The sequence below is a fragment of the Jatrophihabitans sp. genome, from assembly GCF_036388195.1.
In the GTDB taxonomy this organism is placed as follows: Bacteria; Actinomycetota; Actinomycetes; order Mycobacteriales; family Jatrophihabitantaceae; genus Jatrophihabitans_A.
The window spans coordinates 53,098-68,822 of record NZ_DASVSG010000025.1 but is presented as its reverse complement, the minus strand read 5'-3'; the positions used below and the strand labels follow the sequence as shown (position 1 = coordinate 68,822).

The 15,725-nt window shown below is 68.1% G+C and carries 11 protein-coding genes and 1 pseudogene; 8 read left to right on the top strand and 4 right to left on the bottom strand.

The features are described 5' to 3' along the window. Together VF612_RS02225 and VF612_RS02220 are read right to left on the bottom strand one after the other, a co-directional pair. Positions 1–950, bottom strand: a pseudogene (locus tag VF612_RS02225) (ATP-dependent DNA ligase); the annotation flags it as partial. Positions 951–1,546: 596 nt separating this feature from the next. After that, positions 1,547–1,897 (bottom strand): hypothetical protein, encoded by a 351-nt coding sequence (locus tag VF612_RS02220; RefSeq protein ID WP_408658214.1) that lies wholly within the window; start codon positions 1,895–1,897, stop codon positions 1,547–1,549. Between the two features lie 754 nt (positions 1,898–2,651). Between VF612_RS02220 and VF612_RS02215 the strand changes: the two genes are divergently transcribed. Genes VF612_RS02215 through VF612_RS02195 form a run of 5 tightly spaced genes read left to right on the top strand, consistent with a single transcriptional unit; the run spans position 2,652 to position 10,882 of the window. Beyond that, positions 2,652–5,072 carry a glycosyltransferase gene (locus tag VF612_RS02215; RefSeq protein WP_408658213.1) on the top strand — a complete coding sequence of 807 codons (2,421 nt, stop codon included), beginning with the start codon at positions 2,652–2,654 and terminating at the stop codon, positions 5,070–5,072. Beyond that, complete coding sequence (locus tag VF612_RS02210) at positions 5,069–6,691, top strand: ArnT family glycosyltransferase (RefSeq protein WP_408658212.1); 1,623 nt, start codon at positions 5,069–5,071, stop codon at positions 6,689–6,691. The genes VF612_RS02215 and VF612_RS02210 overlap by 4 nt, the downstream gene beginning before the upstream one ends. Beyond that, the gene (locus VF612_RS02205; RefSeq protein ID WP_408658211.1) at positions 6,688–8,079 is read left to right on the top strand and encodes an alkaline phosphatase family protein; all 1,392 of its coding nucleotides are present in this window, start codon (positions 6,688–6,690) and stop codon (positions 8,077–8,079) included. Before VF612_RS02210 ends, VF612_RS02205 begins: the two co-directional genes overlap by 4 nt. Then, positions 8,076–9,677 carry a hypothetical protein gene (locus tag VF612_RS02200; RefSeq protein WP_408658210.1) on the top strand — a complete coding sequence of 534 codons (1,602 nt, stop codon included), beginning with the start codon at positions 8,076–8,078 and terminating at the stop codon, positions 9,675–9,677. Before VF612_RS02205 ends, VF612_RS02200 begins: the two co-directional genes overlap by 4 nt. Further along, a complete protein-coding gene (locus tag VF612_RS02195) occupies positions 9,674–10,882 on the top strand; it encodes an endo-1,3-alpha-glucanase family glycosylhydrolase (RefSeq protein WP_408658209.1) in 1,209 nt (402 codons plus the stop codon). The genes VF612_RS02200 and VF612_RS02195 overlap by 4 nt, the downstream gene beginning before the upstream one ends. Positions 10,883–10,939: 57 nt before the next feature. Here the strand turns inward: VF612_RS02195 and VF612_RS02190 are convergent, their stop codons facing one another. Further along, positions 10,940–11,218 (bottom strand): hypothetical protein, encoded by a 279-nt coding sequence (locus tag VF612_RS02190; protein ID WP_408658208.1) that lies wholly within the window; start codon positions 11,216–11,218, stop codon positions 10,940–10,942. Positions 11,219–11,518: 300 nt separating this feature from the next. Between VF612_RS02190 and VF612_RS02185 the strand changes: the two genes are divergently transcribed. The 3 genes from VF612_RS02185 to ctaD all read left to right on the top strand — a co-directional run bounded on the left by VF612_RS02185 (position 11,519) and on the right by ctaD (position 15,418). Next, positions 11,519–12,559, top strand: a complete 1,041-nt coding sequence (locus VF612_RS02185; RefSeq protein ID WP_408658207.1) for a hypothetical protein — start codon at positions 11,519–11,521, stop codon at positions 12,557–12,559. Between the two features lie 182 nt (positions 12,560–12,741). Beyond that, the gene (locus tag VF612_RS02180; protein ID WP_408658206.1) at positions 12,742–13,467 is read left to right on the top strand and encodes a response regulator; all 726 of its coding nucleotides are present in this window, start codon (positions 12,742–12,744) and stop codon (positions 13,465–13,467) included. 154 nt (positions 13,468–13,621) lie between these two features. Then, complete coding sequence (ctaD, locus tag VF612_RS02175; RefSeq protein WP_408658205.1) at positions 13,622–15,418, top strand: cytochrome c oxidase subunit I; 1,797 nt, start codon at positions 13,622–13,624, stop codon at positions 15,416–15,418. Between the two features lie 71 nt (positions 15,419–15,489). Here ctaD and VF612_RS02170 read toward each other — a convergent pair whose 3' ends face one another. Continuing rightward, positions 15,490–15,690, bottom strand: coding sequence for a hypothetical protein (locus VF612_RS02170; protein ID WP_408658204.1), 201 nt, complete (start codon positions 15,688–15,690; stop codon positions 15,490–15,492). Positions 15,691–15,725 lie beyond the last annotated feature (35 nt).

Genomic DNA, 15,725 nt, shown 5'->3' with positions numbered 1-15,725 from the left:
CGCCGCGCGGCCGGCTCGTCGAGCAGGTCGGCGCCTTCGACATGCAGCACGTCGAAGAGGAAGACGGTCAGCGGGGTGTGCGCGGGATCGGCGGGCGCGGACCTGGTGCCCAGCCGCGCCGCGGTGGTCTGGAAGGGCTGGGGGCGTCCGTCCGCGCGCAGCGCCAGCACCTCGCCGTCGGCGACGAATCGCCGGGCAGCCATGGCCCGGACCGTCTCGACCACCTCGGGCAACCGCCCGGTCACGTCCTCCAGGCCGCGGGTGAAGATCCGGACGTCGTCGCCGTCGCGGTGGATCTGCACCCGGATGCCGTCCAGCTTCCATTCGAAGGCAGCCGTCCCGCCGAGCCGGCTCAGCGCGTCGTCGGTGCTGGAGGCGGTCTGCGCCAGCATCGGGCTCACCGGATGCCCCACCTGCAATCCGAAGCCGGCCAGCGCGTCCCTGCCACCGCCCAGCGCCGCAGCCGCCACCGCGGGCAGGCTGGCGCTCAGCATCGCCGCTCGCCGGACCTCGGCCAGCGGCAGGTCGGCAGCGCGGGCCAGCGCGTCGGTCATGACGCCGGCCAGGGCGCCCTGGCGAAGGTCACCGATGAGCAGCCGGGTCAGGAACTGCTGCTCCTGTTCGGTGGCGGCGGCGAACAGCGCGTGCAGCAGTTGACGGCGCCGGCCCTGAGAGCCGCTTCCGGCGCAGGCGCCGATCTCGGTGAAGGCGGCCTCCACGGTGGCCACCTCCAGGCTCGGCTCGGCCGCGGCCGGGGCAAGCTCCCGCAACGTCGCCCAACCGACCCCGATCTGCCCCTGGGTCAGCTCGCCGGATAGCCAGGACACCACGATGGCCGCCTCCGTCCCGGAGCAGGTTCGCAACAGGCTGGCGAGCACGGCGACCTTCTGGCTACGGGCGGCCGTGGCCGCCAGCTGGTCGGAAGTGGCAGCAAGTACAGACAGGTGCATACCGCTCAGCCTTCCAGATAGGCCGGCGGCGAGCATCCGCACCGCCGACACCTCACTCGGGTACGGCTCGATCGCCCGGCAGATACGCACCGTAACAGTGGGCTTACTGGATTGCAGCTATGCATCCCCGAGATCGGGGTCGACGATGGGTAGACGGCTGCGTCGGTTCGACATCAACCGGATCGGTCAGTACCAGGAGACTGTGCGATGACGATCCCGAGGCTGTTCCGTTCACCCGTGGCACACCGCTCGGGCGCGATCCTGGCAGCGGCGTTCCTGCTGCTGGCCGGCGCCCGAGAGGCCGGCGCCGCATCGTCAGCGGCCGGCTCCAGCGGGTCAGCAGAGGGCGCCACCGCGACTCGTTCAGCCAGTGCCATGACCGGCACGCCGGCCAGCAGTGACAAGGCAACCAGCAGGGCTGCGGCAGCATGTCCCGATCAGGTGCGGATCACCTTGGGCAGGATGACCGTCAGCGGTGGCATGGTGACGATCTCCTTCACCCACAACGCCCACGGCTGCCCGTCCGCGCGTCCGGCGCTGCTGCACCTCCACCAGAACCTGCTGAGGACACCGCGAGCGGGCTCGGATCCGGTGCATCAGTGGAACTCCGATCTGCTCATCGGTCCCAGCCATGGCGACGGCGTCACCGTGCCGCTGCTGGAATCGGCCGACGGCAAGTGCTTCGTCCAGGTTGATGCACATGCCTCCGGTGACACTCGCGGGCAGTTCTTCCCGACCACAACGTGCTCTTCCGCATCCCCGAGCACGCCGGCATCGAGCTCGACCGCGCCGAGCACGCCGGCATCGAGCTCGACCGCGCCGGCATCGAGCTCGACCGCGCCGACGTCCAGCTCGACCGCGCCGACGTCCAGCTCGACAGTACCGAGCACGCCCGCGTCGTCGCCGGCGCCGAGCACCACGAGCCAGTCGGTACTGCCCGAGAGCACCAGCCGTACGGCCCCGACCCGGACGTTCTTCCCGGTCGGCCAGGTCGGGCAGTCACCCCCTGGAGGCTCGCTGGCCGAGACCGGCAGCAGCGTCGCTGCACCTGTCGGGCTGGCGGCAGGACTGTTGATCGCCGGCGCCTGCCTGGTGGTCCTGAGTCGCCGGCCGAGGCGGCATTGATCCAGCTCCTGATACTGCTCCGCTGCCGGCCGCGAGCAGAGAAATACGTCCGGTTCTCTTCAGGTGTCAGATTGGCGCATTCCGCGTCAACCGTTACCGGAAGGTCTTCGATCATTAACGCCCGCATGTTTCCCGCGCTGTCCTATAAGGAAAGGCCGCGTGGCCCAGCGATGCATAACTATTTGAACAGGCCGTAGTCGGGTGTTCTTTCGGAGATTGTCTAGGTGATTTCACGGCGGTCCAACGGTTTGGCATACATTGTGTTAACACGAGTATCCTATTTGTTCCAAAGGTAAAAGTATCGTTCGTGTAGGGTTGCGCTGACAGCTGAACGGGGTTTAGCTTCTGTTCAGTCTCCTGAGCGTGGCTCGGAGCATTAAGACTTGTCGACAGGCCGGCACAAGCAGCGTGCGCCGTCGAGGTAAGTGAAGCGGGGGGCTTCCATTGACCAGAATTGTTGATGCCGCACGTCCGGAGACGGCTCAGGACGGGCAGGATCTTCAGGTGGAATCGGCGTTGGAGCCGCAAGACCTGACTGTCCTGTCACCTGACGCGGCAGCGTGGTTCACGATCATCGTGCCGACCAGGAATGAGGAAGGCTCGGTACGCCCGCTGCTGTCGTCCCTGGCGGACAGCCTCAACGGTATTCCGGCCGAAGTGCTGTTCGTCGATGACAGCGGTGACAGCACCCCTGAGGTGATCCGGCTGGCGGCTCGCGAGTGCGGGCTTGCGGTGCGGCTGCTGCACCGCCCGGCCGGCAATCGGCTCGGTGGGCTCGGAGGCGCCGTGGTGGCCGGCCTCAAGCACGCCCGGGGGAGCTGGGCGGTCGTGATGGACGGTGACCTGCAGCATCCGCCGGAGCTGGCGGCGTGGCTCGTCCAGATCGGGCAGTCCCGGCAGCTGGATCTGGTGGCCGGCACGCGCTACACCGGTTCCGGAGGCTCCGACGGATTGGCCGATGGCTACCGGCGCGCGGTGTCGAGCCTGGCCACCCGGTTCACCAAGGCGGTGTTCCCGCGGCGGCTGTCGCGGCTGTCGGACCCGATGTCGGGCTTCTTCGCGGTTCGGCTGGCAGCGCTGGACCTGGACCGGTTGGACCCGATCGGCTTCAAGATCCTGCTCGAGCTGATGATCCGGCAGCCCCGGCTGCAGGTGGCCGAGGTGCCGTTCGTGTTCGGCACCCGGGTCGCCGGGCAGAGCAAGGCGTCGCTGCGAGAGGGCATGCGGTTCGTCCGGCATCTGGTACGGCTGCGGCTGCTGGTGCTGCGCAATCAGGTACGTCGATCCTCCACCACCGACGGCGCCGGCCGGTTCGCCCGGCTGCTGGCCTTCGGCGCGGTCGGGGCCACCGGCATCGGCGTCAACACCGCCGCGCTCTGGCTGTTCTCCGAGCACGTGGTGAACCCGCACTACCTGATCGCCGCGGTGCTGGCCACCGAGGTGTCCACCAGCTGGAACTTCCTGCTCACCGAGAAGTTCGTCTTCCGCGGGACCAAGCCCGGTACCCGGCTGGGACGCGGTGTCCGCTTCTTCCTGCTCAACCACCTGGCGCTGCTGCCCAGGCTGCCGTTGCTCGCCCTGCTGGTCGGGGTGTTCTCGGCCAACCTGCTGGTGGCCAACGTGATCACCCTGGCGCTGCTGTTCCTGGTGCGGTTCGTCATCGCGGACTCGGCGATCTACGCCAAGCCTGACGAGCAGGTCGTGGAGAAGCAGCCGATGCGCATCACCGTCGACCTCACCGGCGTCCAGCGGCCGGTCGAGCCCGGCGGCGACTCGCAGCCGCGCCACCAGCAGCCGCGCCACCAGCAGCCGCGTCCGGTCAGCGCGACCAGCCGGTACCTGCCCTACCGCTACTCCATCGACGGTGTGCTGAGAGTCGGTTCCCAGGTGCCGCTGAAGGAGCTGGAGTACTTCCGCGCCCAGTGGCTGGGCAACGAGGTGGATCTGAGCATCCGGATCGGCGAGGTCGGCCGCGGCCCGCGTACCCGGGCTCTGATGACCCAGCACGTCGCGCCTGCCGGGGTCAGCTACTCCGAGCACTTCGGACGGCTGGGCGCGAACTTCCGCGTCGAGATCGGCGACAAGATCGAGGTCACCTGCTCGCCGACGCTGGCGCGCTCGCCGCACGTGCTCTACACCAACGTGATCGAGGCGCTGCTGCGGTTCATCGCGGTGTCCCGCGGCGTGATCCTGCTGCACTCGGCCTGCTTGGAGCTCGACGGCCAGGGCCTGCTGCTGTCGGCCCGCACCGATACCGGCAAGACCGGCAGCGTGCTGAAGCTGCTGCGCGAGCATGGAGCCAAGTTCCTGTCCGACGACATGACGATCCTGCACCCCGACGGCCACGCCACCTGCTTCCCCAAGCCGCTGACGATCAGCCACCACACCCTGCGGGCCGTGCAGGCCGGCGACCTGACGGCGGCCGAATGGCGACGGCTGAAGCTGCAGAGCAGGCTGCACTCCAAGGAGGGCCGCAACTTCGGTCTGGTCCTGGCCGGCCTCAACATCCCGATCATGGGCATCAACTCCCTGACCCAGCGAATCGTGCCGCCGCCCAAGTACAACGTCGACCGGCTGGTGGAGTGCAACGTCATCCGGAACACCCACATCGAGAACCTGTTCGTGATCGAGCGTGGCGAGCCGGTGCTGGAGGACATCCGGTTCGAGGAGGCGATCGACACCCTGGTGGCCAACACCGATGACGCCTACGGGTTCCCGCCGTTCCGGCAGATGGCGCCCTCGATCGTGATCGGTGACGACGACTACGCCGAGCTGCGCCGCAAGGAGCGCGAGATCCTGGTGCAGGCGATGAAGAACATCCGGGTCCGCAGGCTGGGCTCGAACACCTTCTCCTGGGCCGAGGACATCGCCACGCTGCTCGGCGCCAGCCCCATCGCCGCCCAGCAGCCGCACACCGTCGCTGATGTGCCGGCCGCCGAGCAGCGGCCGGTTGCCGAGCCGCCAGTCGGCCCGGCCGTGCTGCCCGCTCCAGCATGACCAGCCAGGCCAAACCGGCTTTCCTGTCGGCAGTACTAGCCCCGGCTCGCGAAAGCCTGGCCGCCCGGCGCGACGCGCGTCCGGGCGGTCAGGCCTGGCGGCGACTGGCCGCCGACCCACGGCTGCGCACCACCTTGCCGGTGGTGCTGATCCTCGTCCTGGCTGCCTTCCTGCGGTTCTGGCAGCTGGACCGGGTGGGCTTCAACAGTGACGAGGCGGTCTACAGCGGCACCGCAGCGGCACTGGCCGGTGACGAGACGCTGCGCGGGATGTTCCCGGTGTTCCGGGCGCATCCGCTGTTCCTGCAGCTCCTGCTGTCCACCGTCATGCACGGCGGCGTCAGCGACTGGGCGGCCCGGGCGATCACGGCGGCGGTCGGGGTCGCGGCCGTGCTGGCGACCTATGCGCTCGGACGGCGGCTCTATGACCACCGGCTCGGGCTGCTGGCGGCCCTGATCCTGGCTGTGATGCCCTATCACGTGGTGGTCAGCCGCCAGGTGCTGCTGGACGGGCTCATGACCCTGTGCGCCACGCTGGTGCTGTACTGCGTCGCCCGCTATGTCGAGTCGGCGGCGCTGCACTGGATGCTCGCCAGCTGCGCGCTGATGGGCGCCACGGTGCTGGCCAAGGAGACCAGCATCGTGCTGGTGGGCGGCCTCTACGCGTTCTTCGCCCTCACCCCCTCGGTCCGGCTCCGGCTCCGGCATGTCGGCGCTGGGCTGCTGGTGATGCTCGCGGTGATCGCCGCGTTCCCGTTGGCGCTGTCGCTGTCGGGCCGGGCCAGCTCCGGTCAGCACTACCTGCTGTGGCAGCTGTTCCGCCGTTCCAACCACGGGATGTCGTTCTACGCCCAGGTGCTGCCGCCGGTGATCGGCTGGCTGACCTTGCTGCTGGCCGTCGTCGGCCTGGTGCTGTTGCGCGGGCACAACACCTGGCGGGAGCGGATGCTGCTCACCTGGATGGCCGTCCCGGTGGTGTTCTTCACGCTGTGGCCGGTCAAGGGTTTCCAGTACCTGCTCCCGGCGGCCCCGGTGCTTGCCGTGCTGGCAGCCCGCACCATCGTCCGGGTCGGCTCCGTCCCCCAGCTGCGCCGCCACGGCCGCCGGGTCACGACCGGCGCCTCCTACGCCCTGGCGCTGGTGCTGACGATCAGCCTGCTGGTCCCCACCTGGTCCCGGATCCAGCCGTCCAACACCGGCACCTACCTGGCCGGCACGGGCGGGTTGCCCGGCGGCCGCGAGGCAGGCCGGTGGCTGGAGCAGAACGTTCCACCTAGCACCCAGCTGCTGGCGATCGGGCCGTCGATGGCCAACGTGCTGCAGTTCTATGGTCACCGGCGGGTCTACGCGCTGTCGGTCAGTCCCGATCCCGCCAACCGCAACCCCTCCTACACACCGGTTCCCAACCCGGATCTGGCGATGCGCCAGGCTCGGTTCCAGTACCTGGTCTGGGATTCCTACACCGCTGCCCGTTCGCCGTCCTTCGGCGCGAAGCTGACCGACCTGGTCGCCAAGTACCACGGCGTCGCGGTGTTCACCTCGACGGTCACAGTGCGGTCGAAGTCCGGGCAACCCGTCGAGGCGCCGGTCGTCAGGATCTACCGGGTGCGTCCGGCATGAGGAAGCGACTGCTCACCGCCGCGATGGCAGCCCTGTTCACCGCCTGGCTGGCGGCCCCGGCTGCCACAGCGGCGCCGGCGAAGACTGATCCCACGACCAAGATCAAGCACTTTGTGTACATGTTGCAAGGTGATCGGTCGTTCGACAATTACTTCGGCACCTACCCCGGAGCGGAGGGCATTCCGAAGGACATCTGCCAGCGCCGGGTCGTCACCGGTCCGGACGAGAGCTGCGTGAAGCCGTTCGAGCTGCATGGCAAGAACGTCCAGGCGTTGGGTGCGGGCACCGTGGAGTTGAACAACCAGTACGACGAGGGCCGGATGGATGGATTCGTCGCGGCCTACCAGAACCAGGGCCGCGACGGCAGCTCCGCGATGGGTTACTACGACCAACGGGACCTGCCGACCTACTGGGGGCTGGCCGACCGCTACGTCCTGTTCGACCACTTCTTCTCCTCGACCCGGTCCGGGGAGCGGGTCAACCGCTCCTACTGGGTGTCGGGAAGCCCGCCACCCACCGGCAGCCCTGGCGCGGTCGCGGCCGACTACGCCAAGCACCTGACGATCTTCGACCGGCTGCAGGCCGCGGGGGTGGACTGGAAGTTCTACGTGCAGGGCTATGACCCCACGCAGACCTACCGAACTTCCTCCAGGACCACGCCGACCACCCAGCCGATCCGGGTGCCGTTGCTGAACTACCCGCGCTTCCTGGACGATCCGGCGCTGAACTCGCGCATCGTCGACCTCTCGCAGTACTACCGCGACCTCGACAGCGGCAAGCTGCCGGCAGTGGCCTACATCGCCAGCAACGGTCCCAGCGAGCGGTCCACCCGCTCGGTCCGCAGTGGCCAGCAACTGGTCACCAACCTGGTCGGGTCGCTGATGGTCAGCAGCGCGTGGGAATCCTCGGCGTTCCTGCTCTCCTACGACGGCTCCGGCGGTTGGTTCGATCACGTGAAACCGCCGCAGGTCGACTCACAGGGTTACGGCATGCGGGTTCCGGCGCTGCTGGTCAGTCCTTACGCCCGCCCCGGTCACATCAACTCCGACGTTCTGGACTACACCAGCGCGCTGGCTTTCATCGAGCGCAACTGGAAGCTAGCGCCCCTGGCCTCCCGCGATGCCGCGGCCACCTCGATCGACAACGCCTTCGACTTCGACTCCGGCCCGAGGGCGGCCGATGTCCGGTTCAACGAGCCGACAGTGGTCAGCGCACCAGCCGTGTCGGTGACGGTGGTGTACTGGTGCTACGGCGTGGTGTTCTGCCTGGTGGCCGGCCTGGTGGTGTTCGCCGTGGTCCGCAGCAGGCGCACCACGGGAGCGCCGCCCGCCCAGCCGCCGAGCGAGGGCCCGGCTCCACGATCGGTTCCAGTGAGGGCAAAGATATGACCACCAGTCGCAGCTCGCGGATCGTGGCGTTCGCGCTCGCCACCCTGGTCGCCGCGACGGTCCAGTCCAGCGCACCGGCGGCTGCCAGCGTGCTCTCGGTCTGGCAACCCGACGTGGGCACGTCGGCGCTCGCGGATCCACCGACCACCTCGATCAGCCCGCTCGTGTCCGACGTGGGCAAGCCGACCGATGCCGGTAAACCGACTAACCCAGGTAAGCCGACCGATCCCGTGACGCCGACCGACCCGCCTACCCCGACCGACCCGCCTACTCCGACGGAGCCGCCCATCCCGACCGACCCGCCTACCCCCACGGATCCACCCACTCCCACGGATCCACCCACTCCCACGGATCCGCCTACCCCGACCGACCCGCCGACGCAGCAGCCACCTTCCACCCCGGGTGGGCCGGTGCAGACCCCGGGCGGCACACTGCCCAACCCCTCGACGGGCAACGGCGGACCGGCCCCCTCGGGCAACGGCACGTCCAAGCCGGGCAGCGGCGCGTCCAAGCCGGGCAGCGGCGCGTCCAAGCAGGGCGCGGCCACGGCTCGTCCGCATCCGCGCAAGACGTTGCGGCCGGCGCCGGTCGCTCCCGGAGCCAAACGCCCCCATCCGCGCCGCAAGCCCTGGCCGATCACCATGACGCTGAAGACGGTTCCGGCGCTGGCAGGGGTGCAGTTCACGGTCGACGGGCGCAAGCTGGTGACCGGAGCCAACGGAATGACGAGCTACACCGCCGAGCATGACTTCGCCGGTCACCGGCTGACGGTGGTGAGCAGCTCGATCCTCACTCGCGACAAGCGATACGAATTCCACCGGTGGGCCGGCCAGCGGGATCCCAACCAGGCATTCTCACGCACCGTCACGGGTCTGCCGATGCGGGCGAACTACGTCGTCACCGCGGCCTTCACCGTGCAGCATCGGGTGATGCCGCGGGTGGTCCGGGATGACGGCACCCCGCTGGCTCCGGCTGCGGTCAACTCGATCACCGCACGCAGCGACGATGGCTCGGTGGTGGAGCTGCGGTTGACCGCGCCGATCTGGCTGGACGCGACCCGGCCGGCCTTCCATCACAGCATCCTGTCCGCCGAGCCGGTCAGGTACTCACTGCAGACCGTTATCGTCCGCGGCACCAACGTGGTCGATGCCGGCCGGCAGACGTTCACGCCGATGGCAACTGCCAACCCCACCTTCACCACCCAGTTCCACGACCTGGTGATCACCGGGCATGACGCGATCTTCAAGTCCCGGTTGGGCACCAGCGCCACCGTGACCTATCCGGACGGTGGCACCATCACGGTGCCCCTGGTGGGCGCCCAGCACACCGTCAAGCTGCACGACCTGCCACGCGGCAACTACAAGGTCACCATCGAGGCGGGAAGGGGCATCGTGGGCGTGCAGCAGTTCGGCCTGTCCAAGGACAAGACCGCCGACCTGATCGTGATCAGCGCCCTGGACATGGTGATCCTGATAGGCACGCTGTTGCTCATCGCCATCGCGTTGCTGGTCATCGGGCGTCAGTACTGGCGACGGCTGCTCGCGCGCCCGCGCCGGGAGTCTCGGGTAGTTGCGCTGCGGGAGGAGATCCTGACATGAGACGCGCTGTCGCCGGCTCGGCGCTCAGCGCGTTGCTGCTGCTGGCAGTGCTCGTTGTCCAAGGGCCGGTCCAGGCGCCCGGTACGGCTGCGGCTCGGCTGGTCGCCACGACCTCGCCGGCCAGCCCACCGGGGCCGCCGCTGTTCGCCTATTACTACCAGTGGTTCACGCCCAAGTCCTGGGATCGGGCCAAGACCGACCTGCCTGAGCTGGGCGCCTATTCCAGTGACGATCCCTGGGTGATGCGCAAGCACATCCAGCAGGCCAAGGCGGCCGGGATCGCCGGGTTCATCGTGAGCTGGAAGGACACGGCCACCAACACGCGGCGGTTACGTGCCCTGATGACGGTGGCCGCCGAAGAGCGCTTCCTCCTGTCGATGATCTACCAGGGCTTGGACTTCGACCGCAATCCGTTGCCGGCGGCACGCGTTGCGGCCGATTTCAGCACCTTCGCCAAGGAGTTCGCGTTCAATCCGGTGTTCGCCCGACTGGGTGGCAAGCCGCTGACGATCTTCAGTGGGACCTGGGCGTACTCCCACGCGGACGTCGCAAGGATCACTTCGACGGTGCGGCCGAGGGTGCTGGTGCTGTCCACCGAGAAGAACGTCGAGGGCTACCGCAGGCTCGCTGATGTCACCGATGGCGACGCCTACTACTGGTCGTCGGTCAATCCCGCCACCAACAAGAACTATGCCGTGAAGCTCGCTGAGATGGGCGCCGCGGTGCATGCCGACGGCAAGTACTGGATCGCCCCGTTCGCTCCGGGCTTCGACGCCAGGCTGGTCGGCGGGACGAAGGCCGTTGCCAGGAATGACGGCAGCATCCTGCGCACCGAATACGCCACCGCGCTGAGGTCCTCACCGGATGCGCTCGGGCTGATCAGCTGGAACGAGTTCAGCGAGAACACGCACGTCGAGCCGTCGAAGAAGTTCGGCACTCGTTATCTCCAGGTGCTGGCCGAGCTGCGGAACACCAACGCTCCGGTACCCCGCTCGGCGGTCGACTCCAGCGCCCAGCCGGTGCCGACCGAGCCCGGCCGGGAGATTCCCACGGTCGGACTGCTCATCGGGCTTCCGTTGCTGCTGCTGGCAGGGCTGACCCTGGTCGGTCGCCGGCTGCGCCGACGGCGCCGGGTGACAGGCGCCGCGCCGCCCGACGTGGAGTCGACCCAGCCGCTTGCGTCGCGGAGGGATGGGCCGACCTGACCAAGCCGGGTGGCGGGTCGGCAGCGGGAAGGTCCGCAGCCGTCCAGCCGGAGCAGCTCAGGAGGAGCCGTCGGGTACCGGGCGGGTTCCGTGCCGGCGTGCCAGCAGGCGACGCAGATCGTCGACGCGCACCACCGCCACGGTCCCGTCTCCTGAGCCTTCGGCGGCCCACTGGGCCAGATCGCACATCGCAGCGAGCTCCCGCCAGCCGGCTTCGGCGGCTTCGAGCTCCTCGGCCTGTTGTTCGATCAGCTGCCCGAGCCGATGGATGTGCTCAGCGGGGGACTGGGTGCCGGCTCGCGTCTCGGGAGATTCGGCCCCGTCCTCAGCCAACACGGAATCTCCTTCGGTGGTCCGGCGATCCAGTCGGTCAGGGAGAACGTATTGAGGATAGCGGCGGGAATCAAAAAGTTACTTAAGCACGGGTGAACGAAGAGTTACCTGGTATTTGATTACTCAGTGTCATCGAATCCGTTACGCTTCGCTACCAGGCTCATCGTGAGTTGACTACCTGACCCTGGAGTCCTGATGTACGAAGATCATATTTTCCCTATCCATTCGCGAGCGCGCCGCGCTCGTACCCGGCTGGTGGCGCTCGGCGCGGCCGCCGTTGTCAGCCTCGGGCTGGTTCCGGCCATGACCCCGCCGGCCGGCGCTCAGGTTCCGTCCACCGCCACGACGGCGGCCAAGCCACCGGTCTTCGCCTACTACTACCTCTGGTGGAGCGCCAACCACTGGAAGAGCGCGCTCGGCCCCAATTACCCCATCACGGCAAGCCCGTTGCCGCTGCCGGCGACGCTGGACTCGACCGGCTGTGGCGCCAGGACCCGGTACGTCGGCAACACCCTCACCGATGTGCCCAGCCGGATCTACAGCCAGGATGACCCGGGCTTCATCGAGGCCGATGTACGCCAGGCGGCCGCGGCGGGCCTGACCGGGTTCCTGGTGAACTGGATCGGAACCGGGTCGGCAACCCAGTCCACTACCAGCAACCCGTACAGCAAGCGGCTGCAGGTGCTGGTGAACGCGGTGCACAAGGTGAACGCCGCCGGCATTCCGTTCAAGCTCTGGCTCAGCTACAAGGCCTCGGCCAACGTGCTGACGGCCCCCTACATCAGCAACGATCTCGCCTACTTCGTCAGGACATATGGTTCCGATCCGGCATTCGACCGGGCGCAGTCTCCCAAGGTCACGATGATCTGGCAGGGCAGTCGCAAGTACCCCGCCTCGACGCTCTCCTCGGTCGGTGGCCCGCTGCGCTCGAAGCTGCGGATCCTCGGTGACGAGACGACCTGGTCCGCCAGCCGGGCGCCGTTCCTGGACGGCAACGCCTACTACTGGTCCTCGCAGAATCCGTACAGCAACCCGCAGTCCTTCCAGCAGCTGGCCACCCTCGCGGCCGCTGTCCGGGCCTCGGGCGCCAATCCGGACGGCACCGCAAAGGTATGGGTGGCGCCGATCATCCCCGGTTACAACAAGCAGTTGGCCGGTGGCTCCGCCTGCGTTCCGCGACGCGGCGGCCAGACCATCAAGACCCTGTACACCGGCAACGGCGCGACACATCCCAATGCCTTCGGGCTGATCAGCTGGAACGAGATCAGCGAGGGCTCCTACATCGATCCGATGACCCGGTACGGCTACCAGGACCTGAATGCGCTGAGTTCCCTGATCAGGTAGTGGGCAGATCCGTCGCGATCGAGCTGATCGCGGCGGAGAGGCTGCCTGCCGCGCGGCGTTGGCCGGTGCCCGACAGCGGTAACCGGTGTAGGCTGGGGCGCATCGCGGCTAGGCAAGCGGGGGCCCCAGCCGCTGACGGTGGAACAGCTGCCGGCTGACGCTCTGCCGCGCGGGAGACTGCAATGAGCGAACCCATTCGAGTGCTCGTAGTGCAAACCGGCGGCATGATGCGCCAGGCCGTCGTCCAGCGACTGCAGGCCAGTGGAGCGACGGTGGTCGGCCAAGCCGAGAACAACGCCGAAGCGCTGGTGGAATACGCCCAACGGCATCCGGATGTGGTGACGGTCGACGTCCGGCTGGGCGCCGAATCCGGCTTCGTCCTGATCGAGGACCTGCTCGAGTTCCACCCCGACGCCGTCGTGCTGGTGTATTCCGGACACGGTGACGCCCGCCTTGCCCGGCAGGCCCTTGCGGTGGGAGCCGCCGGCTATGTGTGCCGCGGCGCCAGCCGGGCAGAGCTGCGGGACTACCTGGAGTCGGCGGTGGCCGGAGTCCGGCCGGTGCTGGACCAGCGATTGGTCGAGGTGCGGTCCCAGGCCGCTCCGGAATCGGACACCGGCGCCGGCTCGCCGCCACCCCAGCTCACCGCCCGGCAGCGCCAGGTGTTGCACCTGGTGGCGGCCGGAACCACCTCGAACAAGGACCTCGCCAAGGAGCTCTTCATCTCGGAGAAGACGGTGAAGAGCCACATCGAGCGGATTGCCGCCAGCCTCGATGTCTCGCGCCGCACCCAGCTGCCGCTGCGAGCGGTGGAGCTCGGGCTGCTCCCCGTGCCGGACAAGCCGCCGGCCCGGGCCCAGCCCGACCGGACGGCCACGGCGCTGGCCGAATCGCGGCGGACAGGCTAGCCGCCTGTTTCGGCCGCGCTGACCGTGGGTGGCGTGGTGCACGGGCTGGCGGTCGTCTAAGCTTTGAACCACTGAGCAGTCAGTCCGGCCTGTCGTTCTGGGCCAAGAAACTAGTACCGCGCTGCCATCGTGCACCGGCACGGCTGAGGACCAGATGACCGACATCGTTGACCGCGCCAGGCCCCTCGAGCCAGAGCCCATCCTGGTGCGTCCGTCCCCGGCGCCTGCCAATCCGCGTGGCTCGGTGTTCCTGAACCTGCTGCGCACCACTGACCACAAGCTCATCGGTCAGATGTACCTGGTGACCTCGTTCGTCTTCTTCATGCTCGGTGGCCTGCTCGCCATGGTGATGCGGGCCGAGCTTGCCCTGCCCGGAATGCAGTTCCTGTCACCGGAGCAGTACAACCAGCTGTTCACCATGCACGGCACCATCATGCTGCTGCTATTCGCGACCCCGCTGGTGTTCGCCTTCGCCAACCTGGTGGTGCCGCTGCAGATCGGCTCGCCGGACGTGGCATTCCCCCGGCTGAACGCCTTCTCCTACTGGCTGTTCCTGTTCGGCGGCCTGACCGTGATCTCCGGCGCGCTGAGCCCGCAGGGCGCGCCCGACTTCGGCTGGACGGCCTACACCCCGCTGAGCAACGCGCAGCACTCACCCAATGTCGGGCCCGATCTGTGGATCGTGGGCCTGGCGGTCGGTGGTCTGGGGACCATCCTGGGCGCCGTCAACATGGTGACCACCATCCTGTGCCTGCGAGCGCCAGGCATGACGATGTTCCGGATGCCGATCTTCACCTGGAACATCCTGGCCACCTCGCTGCTGGTCCTGCTGGCCTTCCCGATCCTGACCGCGGCGCTGCTGGTGCTGTGGACCGATCGACATCTCGGAGCCCAGGTCTTCGAGGCTCGCAATGGTGGGCCGGTGCTGTGGCAGCACCTGTTCTGGTTCTTCGGCCATCCCGAGGTCTACATCGTGGCGCTGCCGTTCTTCGGCATCGTCACCGAAGTCATCCCGGTGTTCAGCCGCACCCCGTTGTTCGGGTACAAGGGCATGGTGCTGGCGACCCTGGGCATCACCGGCTTGTCGCTGACGGTGTGGGCGCACCACATGTACGCGACCGGGGTGGTGTTGCTGCCGTTCTTCGCCTTCCTGACCTACCTGATCGCGGTGCCCACCGGGCTGAAGTTCTTCAACTGGATCGGCACCATGTGGCGCGGCTCGATCACGTTCGAGACGCCCATGTTGTGGTCGCTCGGGTTCATGGTCACCTTCCTCTTCGGAGGCCTCACCGGTGTCATCCTGGCCGCACCGCCCCTGGACTTCCACGTCTCGGACTCCTACTTCGTGGTGGCGCACTTCCACTACGTGCTGTTCGGCACCATCGTCTTCGCCGCCTTCGCCGGCATCTACTTCTGGTTCCCCAAGTTCACCGGCCGCTACATGGACGAGCGGCTGGGCAAGCTGCACTTCTGGCTGACCTTCATCGGCTTCCACGTCACCTTCCTGGTCCAGCACTGGCTGGGCAACGTGGGCATGGCCCGGCGCTACGCCGACTACCTGCCTGAGGACGGCTTCACCACCATGCACCTGATCTCGACCCTGGGATCCTTCGTGCTGGGGGCCTCGATGCTGCCGTTCCTGTACAACGTCTACAAGTCCTACCGGTTCGGCGAGGTCGCCACCGCCGATGACCCGTGGGGCCACGGCAACTCGTTGGAATGGGCCACCTCGTGCCCGCCGCCGCGGCACAACTTCACCTCGATGCCGCGGATCCGGTCCGACCGCCCGGCGTTCGAGGCGCACTACCCGCACCTGATCGAGCGGCTGGACCGGGAGGCGCACGCCGAGAAGCGCCACCACTCGAACGTCGCGCGAGCCGGCGCGGTTGCCGTCGGGGCCGAGGGCGACAAGCCGCGCAGCCAGCGTGACCCGGACCCGGGACCCAGCTGACCGCCCTCGCGGAGCAAACCCAGGCAGGCCCGGCCGTTCGATGAACGGCCGGGCCTGTGGGCGTATCGGGGTCAGTGCTGGTTGATCGCGCCCATCACGACGCCACCGGCCGGGGCATCGTCGTCGGTCTGGCCGTCTCCCTCGTCATCCGGGGTCGCGGACGTGTCACGGCCCTCTTCGGCAGCGGCGTCTGCCTCCTCCACACCGGGCAGCGTCCCTTCGCGGGCCGCCTCCTCCAGCTCGCCGGTGCCAGTGTCGTTGTTCTCACTCATGGGTCGCCTCTCGACAGGTCCGCAGGTCAGGTCGG